10 protein-coding genes are annotated in these 12,383 nt (G+C 43.9%); 2 read left to right on the forward strand and 8 right to left on the reverse strand.

The features are described 5' to 3' along the window. Positions 1-49: 49 nt before the first annotated feature. From hemN to R8O11_RS15260, 5 genes are all read right to left on the reverse strand, one after another. Positions 50-1,441 carry an oxygen-independent coproporphyrinogen III oxidase gene (hemN, locus tag R8O11_RS15240; protein WP_213880012.1) on the reverse strand — a complete coding sequence of 464 codons (1,392 nt, stop codon included), beginning with the start codon at positions 1,439-1,441 and terminating at the stop codon, positions 50-52. Between the two features lie 184 nt (positions 1,442-1,625). Then, positions 1,626-2,114, reverse strand: coding sequence for a DUF2489 domain-containing protein (locus R8O11_RS15245; RefSeq protein WP_318194261.1), 489 nt, complete (start codon positions 2,112-2,114; stop codon positions 1,626-1,628). Between the two features lie 7 nt (positions 2,115-2,121). Next, the gene (yihI, locus tag R8O11_RS15250; RefSeq protein ID WP_005379252.1) at positions 2,122-2,664 is read right to left on the reverse strand and encodes a Der GTPase-activating protein YihI; all 543 of its coding nucleotides are present in this window, start codon (positions 2,662-2,664) and stop codon (positions 2,122-2,124) included. Then, positions 2,664-3,302: a class I SAM-dependent methyltransferase gene (locus R8O11_RS15255; protein ID WP_005379250.1), complete on the reverse strand. Its 639-nt coding sequence runs from the start codon at positions 3,300-3,302 to the stop codon at positions 2,664-2,666. The genes yihI and R8O11_RS15255 overlap by 1 nt, the downstream gene beginning before the upstream one ends. A gap of 838 nt (positions 3,303-4,140) precedes the next feature. Then, positions 4,141-4,758, reverse strand: a complete 618-nt coding sequence (locus R8O11_RS15260) for a c-type cytochrome (RefSeq protein ID WP_005379248.1) — start codon at positions 4,756-4,758, stop codon at positions 4,141-4,143. A gap of 159 nt (positions 4,759-4,917) precedes the next feature. Here R8O11_RS15260 and yihA point away from each other — a divergent pair, with 159 nt between their 5' ends. Next, complete coding sequence (yihA, locus tag R8O11_RS15265; RefSeq protein ID WP_017635019.1) at positions 4,918-5,577, forward strand: ribosome biogenesis GTP-binding protein YihA/YsxC; 660 nt, start codon at positions 4,918-4,920, stop codon at positions 5,575-5,577. 747 nt (positions 5,578-6,324) lie between these two features. Here yihA and polA read toward each other — a convergent pair. From polA to hemB, 3 genes are all read right to left on the reverse strand, one after another. Further along, the gene (polA, locus tag R8O11_RS15270; RefSeq protein ID WP_213880014.1) at positions 6,325-9,111 is read right to left on the reverse strand and encodes a DNA polymerase I; all 2,787 of its coding nucleotides are present in this window, start codon (positions 9,109-9,111) and stop codon (positions 6,325-6,327) included. A gap of 619 nt (positions 9,112-9,730) precedes the next feature. Next, the gene (locus tag R8O11_RS15275; protein WP_005379245.1) at positions 9,731-10,165 is read right to left on the reverse strand and encodes a GNAT family N-acetyltransferase; all 435 of its coding nucleotides are present in this window, start codon (positions 10,163-10,165) and stop codon (positions 9,731-9,733) included. Positions 10,166-10,292: 127 nt separating this feature from the next. Next, on the reverse strand, positions 10,293-11,354 hold the full coding sequence (gene hemB / locus R8O11_RS15280) for a porphobilinogen synthase (RefSeq protein WP_031777176.1): 1,062 nt from the start codon (positions 11,352-11,354) through the stop codon (positions 10,293-10,295). A 184-nt stretch (positions 11,355-11,538) separates the two neighbouring features. Between hemB and R8O11_RS15285 the strand changes: the two genes are divergently transcribed. Next, positions 11,539-12,300 carry a TatD family hydrolase gene (locus tag R8O11_RS15285; protein WP_213871812.1) on the forward strand — a complete coding sequence of 254 codons (762 nt, stop codon included), beginning with the start codon at positions 11,539-11,541 and terminating at the stop codon, positions 12,298-12,300. Positions 12,301-12,383: the final 83 nt, after the last annotated feature.

The raw sequence follows: 12,383 nt of genomic DNA on the forward strand, positions 1-12,383 counted from the left end.
AATGCCAGCATCTGCTGGCATTTTTTATATCTTGAATCTGTATCTCGGATTAAATAACACGAGAGAACTGTTGCTGACGTGCCTTTGCTCGTAGGTATTTATCGAAGCTCATACAAATATTACGGATCAACAAACGACCTCGCAGCGTCACACGAATTTCATTATCATCCACTTCTACTAGCTCATCGTTAATAAAGGTCTGAAGTAGCTGCAAATCTTCTTTAAAGTACTGTTCAAACCTCACTTTAAACTCAGACTCAATGGCTTTCTTGTCTAATTTGAAGTTACAAATCAGCTGCTTAATCACTTCGCGACGGAGCAAATCATCAGAGTCCAGCGAGACCCCTTTCCACAGAGCGTGACGAAGTTCGTTGACTTGAGCGTAGTATTTCTTCAGCTCTTTCTGGTTTTGCGCGTACGCATCGCCGATCATCGAGATTGCAGAAACACCAAAGCCAACCAAGTCACATTCACCTTGTGTGGTGTAGCCTTGGAAATTGCGATGCAAAATACCTTCGCGCTGGGCAACAGCAAGTTCATCGTCCGGCAAAGCAAAGTGGTCCATACCGATAAATTGGTAGCCAGCACCAGTCAGTGTCGCGATGGTGTCTTGCAGAATTGCCATCTTCTCTTCTGCCTTTGGCAGATCTTCGTCTTTAATCTTACGCTGCGCTGCAAATAGCTGTGGCATGTGCGCGTAGTTAAACACGGATAGACGGCCCGGCTGCATCTCTAGTACTTGTTCTAGAGTCTTGGCAAAAGATTCTTTGGTCTGCTTCGGTAAACCGTAAATCAAATCTAGGTTCGTCGAACGAAAGCCTAACTCTTTTGCGCGCGCAACCATCGCAACGATGAACTCTTCATCTTGCTCACGATTCACCAGCTTTTGCACTTCTTTGTTGAAGTCCTGAACACCGATGCTCAAGCGATTGAAGCCTTCACTACGCAGATGATCCAGCATGGTCAGCTCGATTTCACGCGGGTCAACCTCGATACTGATTTCAGCATCGCTGCTAAAAGTAAACTCTTGGCGTAGCAGGCTCATTACACGCGTGATTTGCTTTTCAGAGAGAAACGTCGGTGTACCACCACCAAAATGCAATTGCGTCACGGTGCGACTAGCAAGTAATGCAGCACGTTGACGAATTTCGTGTTCAAGCACGTCGAGGTATTCATCCGCTTTGTGCGAGTGGCGTGTAATGACTTTATTACATCCACAGTAGTAACAAAGCTTGTGACAGAACGGAATGTGTACGTACAGCGATAATGGGCGTTCTGGGTATTGAGTGCATGCCATATCATAATCAGAAATGGTGAACGCTTCATGAAACTCCAGCGCCGTTGGGTACGACGTATAACGAGGCCCGGAATAGTTGTACTTATCCAATACCGCTTGATCCCAGACGATTTGCTGTTTCGATTCAGTGTGTTGATTCGACATGGTGGTACTTTCCGTTAAATGCTAGGGCAACGAAAGCCGTCACCCGATATTCAGAGCCGCTATTTTGCCATACGACGATGACAAGCGTGGCAACGCCGACTGGCTTTTTAAGTATAAAACTAAAGAAGTGCTAGCGTGATCACGATACCCCCATTAGTCATAAGGAGACTATTGAGGGTCGCGCTTAAATCATCTGAATATTGATTTGATTATTCAGTGGCTGGACGTTTTTCTGCAACACTTTGAGCTCCTCAATAATCGCATCAGTGAGGCGGCTTTCCGCTTTATGACGCGTCAAGTTCTGTTGCATACGCTCTTTCTTGGCAAGTTTTTGGCGTTCTTCGCCACGCGCCATATCTTTCACTATGTGGTAAAGCTCAGAAATCGCAGGGTACGTTTTATCGAAATCAACGCGGTCTTCACCTTGTACATAATCCATGATGTTATACACACGGATACTGATTTCAGATAAATCGCACTGCCCTTGAATGCCCGCCTGACACAAGGTATGCACATTCTCAAAAATGTTGGCGTTACGTTTGTCTATCGCCAATTTTTGATGCTTCAGCTGCAATTCCTTTTGCTTTTTCAATTGAAGCAGAAGGTAACCTGCATAAGAAGCGAGTGCGACGATAATCACAACACCAGCAATAGCTAATAAGGTTACATTCATAGCTTAATTATCCTTTATAGTCGTCGAAATTAATGTCGTCGAAATCTGCTAGCAAGTCATCATCGTTGCGCGTGCTTTTCTCAGCAGGTGCAGTGAAGTCTTCCTCTTCTTCAGGTTCCAACAAACCTAGTTGGTCCATTAGCTTCTCAATGCGATCGAGTTTCTCATCGACGAATTTCTGTAGACCTGTGCCCAGGTTTTCACCCGCTTCAATACGGTCTAGCAACACGTTCAATTGCGCGTCATTTTCTAGCATCTCTAGTTCTTGCTCTGCCGACAAACGACGCTCTTGCTTCGTCATTTTCTTCGCAGGTTCAACAATCAGAGGTATTTTCTTTTTGCTGCCTAAGCGCGGGTCGCGATTTTGTGCAGCAGCTTGCTTTTTCTGCTCGTTAACTTCTGAGTTACGGTTACCCGTTTTCAGACCTTTACGCTTTTTAGCACGCTTGCGTAAGCGGCCTTCCACATCAGATTCTGTACGGTTACGAGTTACAACAAACTCAGGTGCACCAGCGGCACCCGGTTTTCTAGATTTTTTACTACGGCTCATTACTGGGGTTTCCTCAGTAAAATTACATCATTACCAATAAATTCGAGTTCGAGCTTATCCCGCTCTGCTAGGAACTGGAACGTGTCACGACTAAAGAACACTACGTGAGTGAGATCGTTCTTATAATGCCATGATTTGAAAGCCTCCACGTCGATGACCATTTTCGTCATCAGGCCTATCCAGCCCCCTGGCTTAACTAAATTCAACCATTGCTTCCACACCAAATCTGGGTGGTAGAGGTGCTCTATCACCTCTGTTGCTGTCATGAAGTCGTACGTTTTTTCTAAAACCGACGTATCAGGGTGGTAGTAGAGATCGTACAACGCCATGTTGTGCCCCGCCTCTTCCAGCATCAAGGAGAGCGTTGGGCCAGGACCACAACCAAAGTCGATACCATTTGATTGTGGAGAAATTCGCTCTGTGATCGGGTCAGCAATACGCGACAAAAAGCGTCGGTAACCCAAATCATCGGGGTTGTTCTCATGCAAATCATAGTGAGCTTTTTCGCTTTCCGCATCCAAACGTTGGTCTGGATTTACGAATACCAAGCTGCACTGCTCACATTGAAGATATTCACGACGCTTATCTTCAAAATAATGGTGAGTGCGCTGATTTTGGCATAAAGGACAGGTATGCATGCTGACTTCCTCAAACAGGGATGCGAAACATACCAGAAAGTGAACTCGGATTGGAGTGTTGTTGAGTATTTTTTCAGCAATTTTTATTAAAAAACTTTGTTTACAACCTATAAAGCTAAATAAGTGCAGTAATCTCAATTCAAGTTACGACTGAGCAAGTCAACGGATATAAAAAAAGCGACAGTCAGACTGTCGCTTTCTAAGTGCCATCAATTGGCGAAACTGTGTTGCACACATTTGGTGCACCAATGATCCCTTTGTTTTTAGAGCTTTCCCTGCCAAAAAGAGTTGTTTTTCATCTTCCTGATGAGTTTTGGCTATCCGTTTACTTCCTGTCTACTGAGCAACTTCCTGTGCCTGATCCGTTTCACTGTCTTAACCGTCAGACGAGATGACCATCCTTATCTGATAGGCTCCCTACCTATCTAAATCCCTTTCTAAATCACCAAGCATCCGAGCTACATCCTTGGAGACCTAAACCGTGGTCTTAAATCCTTACATTCACTCCCTGTGAACGACTTCTACTTTACGCCATCCCGTTATGCTCACAAGTAATGGGTTGAAAAAATAATCCGCCTATTTTTCTAAAAAATCAAAATTATCATTTAATCAAAAGCTTAAAAACACTAACAAGAAAAAGCCAACATCAAGTATGGCAAATGTCTCACAAACTGCCGAGCCAACTATCGCTTTCGCATCCAAACTCGACTGTGATATCTGTCACGAACAAAAATGCCCTAGTGGATTCACTAGGGCATTTTTGTACAAGTTGCTCGAACGATGTAGGGACATCTACCCAACCAGCTCAAGATGCAGGATCTTGAGCGATTTAGGTATATTAGTGCAGACCGCCAACGTATTTAGACAGCACTTCGATATCTTCGTCTGTCATTTTCTTCGCGATGTCGCGCATCATGGCATTCATATCATTGCCACGGTCGCCATCACGGAATTTTTCTAGCTGAGCTTTGATGTAGTCAGCATGCTGACCAGAAATTTTCGGGAAACCTGAAAGCTCAGTACCATTGCCACGAGGACCATGACATGCAATACATGCGGTTAGGCCACGCTCGGCATCACCAGCGGTATAAAGCGTTTTGCCTTTTGCTACTACATCTTCAGGTGTTGAGTTTTCTGAAACTGGTAGCGAAGCGTAGTAAGCAGATAGGTCTGCGATATCTTCATCGCTCAGTGGCATTGCCATACCACTCATTACAGGATCGTAACGACCTTGTTTACCACCACTTGTCATGCCTAGCTTAAGTTCTTTTAACTGCTTCTCAAGATACTTAGCGTGTTGGCCTGCGAGTTTCGGGTACGTTGTTATTGCACTGTTGCCATCTGCTCCGTGACAGGCGACACAGGTTTGTGATTTTGCTTTACCAGCCTCAATATTACCTTGGGCCCATACTGAGCAACTGGCTAAAAGACTCAAAATTAGCGCTAATTTCTTCATGACATTCCATTATAATTATCAAGCTTCCAGTACCACGGAATGTGAACATACCGCGTACACTCATGGTACAATAGGCGACCTTATGCCGAGCACGGTTATTTTACACATTTTCACAAAAAAGTAATCAATCGACTACACAAAGTCGAGATGGAGTTAACAGTGAGCGTAAAAATTCATTACCAAAATACGCATTTCATCACCAGCGCACCCGATATTCGTCACCTGCCGGAAGACGAAGGTGTCGAAATTGCGTTTGCAGGACGCTCAAACGCTGGTAAATCGAGTGCACTTAACCGTCTAACTAATCAAAAAAGCTTAGCCAAGACATCAAAGACACCTGGTCGTACGCAATTAATCAACCTTTTCAAAGTAGAAGAAGGTTGTCACATTGTCGATCTACCTGGATACGGTTTTGCTCAAGTACCGGTAGAGATGAAAAACAAATGGCAGAAATCTTTGGGTGAATACCTACAGAAACGCGAGTGCCTAAAAGGCTTAGTGGTTCTAATGGACATTCGTCATCCAATGAAAGATCTCGACCAACAAATGATTTTCTGGGCCATCGATAGCCACATTCCTGTGCAGGTTTTGCTAACCAAAGCAGATAAACTAAAAAGTGGTGCACGCAAACAAACTCTACTGAAAGTTCGTAAGCAAGTAGAAACTTTCGGTGGTGACGTTTCTGTTGATGTGTTCTCTTCACTTAAAGGATTAGGTGTCGATCAGCTACGTGCAAAACTGGATACCTGGTTTGCACCAGCACTAGCGCACCTGATAGAAGAAGACGAACAAGAGATACCAGCGAGCGATGAAGAATAATTAACAATATTTGTTAAATTTCTTCGACACGGCCCTGCCATTTGGTGGGGCTTTTGTTTATCTGAACTAAATAACAGACAATAAAAATCCCCGCCTTCCTGGCAGGGATAACGGGAGAGAAAAATTGGTAATTATTGTTATGTGACGAAGCATTGCTGAACTGAGATTCGATTTCAATAGGTTAAAAAGCGCTCTTGTTTCCTGTGCATCACCAAACATTCACTCGAAAAACACCCAATAGCTTTACAATTCAGACATTTAAGCCAAGCAAAGCTTCAAAAAGATGTAACTTAGTTTCCTTCAAGAAAAAATAATAGTGTGACTGGCGTAAATTTACAGGATGAATAACGCAATAAATTTGAAGGAAAAATCGAGATTTTGCAGTGACTTAGAAAGGTCAAAAAAGAAGGTTTTTAAAGGCTTACTTTAAGCTACTGATCCAAAAGAATAATTTTCTTTCGCCCAATAAAAAACGCCCCAGTCAAAAACTGACTGGGGCGGCTGAATCAGCCTAATCCAATAACGTGAAACAAAAGGTCTGAAAGATAGAACATCTTACCTCTGTACCCTACGAGTATTAATGTACAACAATTGGTCAGAATTGCAAAGAATTTTTGTAGTTTTTTTTCATGAAACTTTTATTAAGCAACATCAAAGTTAACTTTGCGCTAGCTTTTTTAATCTCAAAAAAAAGCCAGCGTTTGTGCGCTGGCTCATAATTAATTGGTTATTTTGGTCTAAAAGTGACTAATGAGCTTGATCCCAGTTATCACCGTGACCTGCTTCTGCAACCAACGGTACTTTTAGCTCTGCTGCAGATTCCATCAATTTCTGTACTTTACTTTCAATTTCGGACAATGATGACTCTTCAACTTCAAAGACCAATTCATCGTGTACTTGCATTAATAACTTCACACGACCATTGCCTTCTTCCTGAATCCACTGATCAACCAACAGCATCGCTTTCTTAATGATGTCCGCAGCCGTACCTTGCATTGGTGCGTTGATTGCCGCACGTTCAGCAGCTTTACGACGCATCCCGTTGCGCGATTTGATTTCTGGTAAATGCAAACGTCGACCAAAAATCGTTTCAACATACCCTTTATCTGCTGCCGTGCTGCGTGTGTCTTCCATGTACTGCATCACGCCTGGGTAACGTTCAAAGTATGTATCCATGTACGCTTGAGCCTCACCACGAGGAATGCCTAATTGCTTCGCCAAACCAAACGCACTCATGCCGTAAATAAGACCGAAATTAACCGCTTTCGCACGACGACGTTGCTCACTTGAAACGTCCTCAATAGAAACACCCATGATTTCTGCTGCGGTTGCCGCGTGGATATCTTTGCCATCACGGAATGCATCCAATAAAGCTTGGTCGCGAGAAAGGTGCGCCATGATGCGAAGTTCGATTTGCGAGTAGTCGACCGCTAAGATTTTATGCCCTGATGGCGCGACAAACGCTTGACGAATACGACGGCCGGCTTCGTTACGAATTGGAATATTCTGTAAGTTCGGATCAGTAGAAGATAGACGACCCGTTGCGGTCACTGCTTGGTGGTAAGAAGTATGCACGCGACCCGTTGATGGGTTGATCATCTTCGGCAGTTTGTCGGTGTAAGTTGATTTTAGCTTCGCCAGACCACGGTATTCCAAAATCAGTTTTGGTAGTGGGTAGTCTAGCGCGAGTTCTTGCAGAACTTCTTCATTCGTCGATGGTGTGCCTGATGGCGTTTTCTTCACAACCGGTAAACCCATTTTTTCAAATAGGATGGCTTGTAATTGCTTTGGAGAGTTCATATTAAACTCTTGCTCAGCAATTTCGTACGCTTTCTTTTCAAGCTCATCAAGGCGAGCGGTAATCTCGACCGACTGCGCACTCAGCTTCATTTCATCGATAAAGACCCCAGTGCGTTCAATGCGCGAAAGAACTGGCACCAACGGCATTTCAATCTCTTCGTAAACTGTCTTTAGGCTTTCATCCTGCTCGATATTAGCAAACAAGCGATTGTGCAGACGAAGGGTCACATCCGCATCTTCTGCCGCGTATGGCGATGCTTGTTCCAGTTCGATTTGGTTAAACGTAAGCTGATTTTTGCCTTTACCTGCAATTTGCTCAAAAGAAATGCAGCTGTGCTGTAGGAAGCGAAGCGCCAAGCTGTCCATATCGTGTTTACCGCCGACACTGTTGTAGATATACGATTCCAACATCGTGTCGTGCTTGATACCTTTTAGCTCAATGTCGTAACGAGCGAGTACAGACGCATCATACTTTAAGTTTTGACCGACTTTTGCTTTCGCTGCATCTTCAAGAATTGGCTTCAGCTGTTCTAGTACCCAATCACGATCAAGCTGTTCAGGCGCATCTAAATAGTCATGTGCAACTGGCACATAAGCCGCAATACCTTCATCGACAGCGAATGACAAACCAACTAGATTCGCTAGCATGTAATCTAGGTTATCGGTCTCCGTATCAAATGCAAACAGCTCAGCCGTTTGAAGTTTATCTAGCCAAGCATTGAAGGTTTCTTTATCCAGAATTGTTTCATATTGGCTGCGATCGATTGTTACCGCAGAAGTTTCCATCTCGGCTTGAGAAGAAGAAGCTTGTGAAGATCCTGCAAGCTCTACGGCCTCCACAGATCCAGAACCGCCTTCAAGTAGTTCATTCAACCAAGATTTAAACGTCAGTTGGCCATACAGCTTCACTAATTCGTCTTTATTTGGTTCCGCTTTCAGCAATGATTCTGGCGTTTCCTCAAGCTCAACATCCAATTTGATGGTCGCGAGCTCATACGAAAGCATGGCATTTTCTTTGTTGTCGATGAGCTTTTTCGCCATGGTTTTAGAACCACGGAAACCAAGCCCTGCAATATCATCGAGGTTTTCATACAACTTCGTCAGACCACCAATACCTTGCAGTAGTGCGGTCGCTGTTTTATCACCGACACCCGGTACACCAGGAATGTTATCTACTTTATCGCCCATCAGTGCTAAGTAGTCGATGATCAATTCAGGTGGAATGCCAAACTTTTCAACCACACCTTCACGATCCATTACGACGTTCGTCATGGTGTTGATCAAGGTAATGTTATCATCCACTAGCTGCGCCATGTCTTTATCACCAGTACTGATCAATACAGGCATGCCCTTTTGTGATGCTTGGTATGCTAACGTACCGATGACGTCATCCGCCTCGACGCCAGGAACACAGATCAGCGGCAAACCCATTGCACGAATAACATTGTGTAATGGTTCAATTTGACAACGCAGGTCATCCGGCATTGGCGGACGATTCGCTTTGTATTCTGCATACATATCATCACGAAAGGTTTTTCCCTTTGCATCGAAAACCACCGCGATGCGCTCAGACGCAAACTGACGCATCATGCTGCGTAACATGTTCACGACGCCGTAAACGGCATTAGTTGGAATTTCACCATTGCTCATGGTGCCCGGGTAGGCGTGAAAAGCGCGATATAGGTAAGAAGAGCCGTCGATAAGGATCAACGGATTTTCAGGAATACTTGCCATAATTGTCTGTATCCAATTCAGTACTTGAGAGATCTGCCTAGGATGCCATGACTGCTGATCTGAATCTATCTTGTTCGCTCGATCTAGGTCGCGTAAATTTTTCCGACTTTATTCACGAAAACACCACCTCCTGTGGATAACTCTGTTTATAGAAATTATCCACTGGTTATCCAATAACAAAAAACACAAGAAAGCACCAACCCAAACCATTGATTAATAACAACAAATTCGCATAACGGCGAGAAGATCAACGATCCTAAAATGATCATCGCATGTGGAAAAGATATTAATAGTGACGTCAAATAGAAATCGTAGAAAAGAAAAAAGCGACCCGAATGGGGTCGCCTAGCAGAAGTGGTAAAGCAAATTCTGTAAATAGAGCAGCTTAACCAAGAAGCTATAAATTACACTGGAAGCAATGTGAGCAATGTCGTGTCAAAAAGAATTCGTGCAAGTTCTCGGAAAAATGTTTCATCACTTCTCAACTTTCAGTTAATTAACTTCTGTTAATAAGTCACTCAACGTCCTTGTGAACTTTCCTCATTCCCTAAGACAGGATTAATAATAATGATTCTCATTTCGTAGTCAACAGTTAAATGAGAAAAAATCTCATTTATTTTCACATTGCTTTAATGAAATGCACTCGAGATTCTCGAAGATTTACTTTTTCTTCAAACTTTTCAATTATATAGCCATTTCTCAACAACAAGCGAAGCATAGCCGGAAACTGGTTTCGAGATTTCACTTTTAATGTGTTGTAGCCTTGTTCTGCCACCCAATCCTCTTGAGCTTCCAAAAGCAGTTGTGCCACGCCTTCATTTCGAGCTTCAGGGACAACACCACCTAACCAGCTATAGAAAACACCATCCTCTAATTCGTAACCTATTTTGAAGCCGACAATCGTGCCATTTTTTTCTGCAACGAGGATTAAACTGTTTTTCTCTTCTAAACGTTGAGTCATGGAGTCTACCGTTTCTCCTTTCGAAAACTCGGTAACACGCGCCACAACTTGAAGTGCTTCTTCCAATGTGCCTTCACGAATCAGCATTGTCATTATTCTCTTCTCCAAAATAAAAATACCCAAGCACCTTGGATTGTTACTGTTGTAATCCGCCTGAGGTTACTTGGGTATATACAGACGAACAACTCTTGTTGGTCTGGTATTTCTCACTGAGCGATAATTACTCTTCTGTCGCTTCCGGAGTACGATTTAGGTGTTGAGCAGTTTGTGCATTCTCTTCTGCCAACCACTCAGCAACGTCTTTCGCAAAGTACGTTAAGATGCCATCTGCACCTGCACGTTTGAAGCACAATAGTGATTCCATCACAATTTCACGCTCTTTGAGCCAGCCATTCATGATCGCCGCTTTATGCATCGCGTACTCGCCAGAGACTTGATAAGCAAATGTCGGTACTTGAAGTTCAGTTTTTACTCGGCGAACTACATCTAAGTATGGCATACCAGGTTTAACCATCACCATGTCCGCACCTTCATTGATGTCTAGCGCCACTTCGTGAATCGCTTCATCAATGTTTGCTGGGTCCATTTGGTAGTTTTTCTTGTTGCCGCCTTTTAGATTTGAAGAAGAGCCAACCGCATCACGGAATGGTCCGTAGTAGTTCGATGCGTACTTAGCCGAGTAAGCCATGATTTGAGTATGAATGTAGCCCGCGTTTTCTAATGCTTCGCGGATCTTACCAATTCGGCCATCCATCATGTCTGAAGGCGCGACTACGTCAGCACCCGCTTCTGCATGAGACAAAGCCTGCTTAACCAATACTTCTGTGGTTTCATCATTCATTACGTAGCCATCTTCATCGATGATGCCGTCTTGGCCATGTGTCGTGAATGGGTCGAGTGCCACATCTGTGATTACACCAATTTGAGGAATGTGTTCTTTAAGTGCTCGTACTGCTCGCTGAACCAAACCTTCTGGGTTGTAGGCTTCAGTAGCACATAAGCTTTTAGCGTCTTGGTTTACGACAGGGAAAAGCGCGATTGCTGGAACGCCTAGATTTGCAAGGTATTGTGCTTCTTCTAGCATTAAATCAATCGACAAACGCTCTACACCCGGCATGGACTCCACGCTCTCACGACGATCTTTACCCATAAGAATGAACATTGGGTAAATCAGATCATTAACAGAAAGTTGGTTCTCAGCCATCAAACGACGACTAAAATCGTGCTTACGTAAACGACGCATACGGCGTGCAGGGAATGGACCTTGAATTGATACAGACACCATTTTCTCCTTGTCTGGACGGTTATGATGATCAAATCATCTGGTGAACAAAATCATATCACTCTTGATGCATGTTGCGAGTGACAATCTGGAAAAAGGTAATGAAAAAAACTGAAAATGACCCAGCACTCACACTCAAGTATACTTCGAATACGAAACCAACCATGAAGCACAGAGAGTAACGATGATCGATACCCACGCGCACATCTATGCTAGCGAATTTGATAACGACCGCGATGAAGTAGTACAACGCGCCTTAACGCAAGGCATTAATAAAATCCTGTTGCCAAACATCGATCTGGACTCAATTGAGCCCATGCTAAAAACCGAAGCGGCATATCCTGACGTATGCCACTCAATGATGGGGCTGCACCCTTGCTATGTGGATAACAACGTTGAGCAAACGTTGGAGATCATCCGCGGCTGGTTTGAGAAACACAAGTTTATTGCGGTGGGCGAAATCGGTATCGACCTGTATTGGGACAAAACCTATCGTGCTGAGCAAGAAATGGCGTTCGTAGCTCAACTTGACTGGGCAAAAGAGATGGATTTACCGGTCGTTATCCACACTCGTGATTCGATTGAAGAAACACTCACTTTGCTACGACAAGAGCAAGATGGTCGTCTGCGTGGTGTATTCCACTGTTTTGGAGGCAGCTTAGAAGAAGCACAAGCAATCAATGAGCTAGGCTTCCACTTAGGCTTAGGTGGCGTATCAACCTTTAAGAATGGCGGGATGGATAAAGTCATTCCACATTTGGATATGCAGTGGGTCATTTTAGAAACCGACTGTCCATATTTAGCGCCGGTGCCACACCGTGGTAAACGTAATGAACCAGCCTACACTTCTCTCGTTGCACAACGTGTTGCCGACTTGCGTGATGTCGACATCGCAACCATCGATGCCATAACGACTGAGAATGCCAAAAAACTGTTTAATATTTAATTCACGATGACCCGTCCTGATATGGGTTGACACTTTTTAACTAAAACGCTCGATGTACTTCATCGGGCGTTTTGTATTTTAAA

The sequence above is a fragment of the Vibrio sp. 1288 genome, from assembly GCF_033344475.1.

Excerpts from the sequence above, each read along its gene's own strand:
- polA (WP_213880014.1), bottom strand. The coding sequence starts at position 9,111 with ATGGCAAGTATTCCTGAAAATCCGTTGATCCTTATCGACGGCTCTTCT.
- R8O11_RS15245 (WP_318194261.1), bottom strand. The coding sequence starts at position 2,114 with ATGAATGTAACCTTATTAGCTATTGCTGGTGTTGTGATTATCGTCGCA.
- hemN (WP_213880012.1), bottom strand. The coding sequence starts at position 1,441 with ATGTCGAATCAACACACTGAATCGAAACAGCAAATCGTCTGGGATCAA.
- R8O11_RS15275 (WP_005379245.1), bottom strand. The coding sequence starts at position 10,165 with ATGACAATGCTGATTCGTGAAGGCACATTGGAAGAAGCACTTCAAGTT.
- R8O11_RS15285 (WP_213871812.1), top strand. The coding sequence starts at position 11,539 with ATGATCGATACCCACGCGCACATCTATGCTAGCGAATTTGATAACGAC.
- R8O11_RS15260 (WP_005379248.1), bottom strand. The coding sequence starts at position 4,758 with ATGAAGAAATTAGCGCTAATTTTGAGTCTTTTAGCCAGTTGCTCAGTA.
- yihI (WP_005379252.1), bottom strand. The coding sequence starts at position 2,664 with ATGAGCCGTAGTAAAAAATCTAGAAAACCGGGTGCCGCTGGTGCACCT.
- R8O11_RS15255 (WP_005379250.1), bottom strand. The coding sequence starts at position 3,302 with ATGCATACCTGTCCTTTATGCCAAAATCAGCGCACTCACCATTATTTT.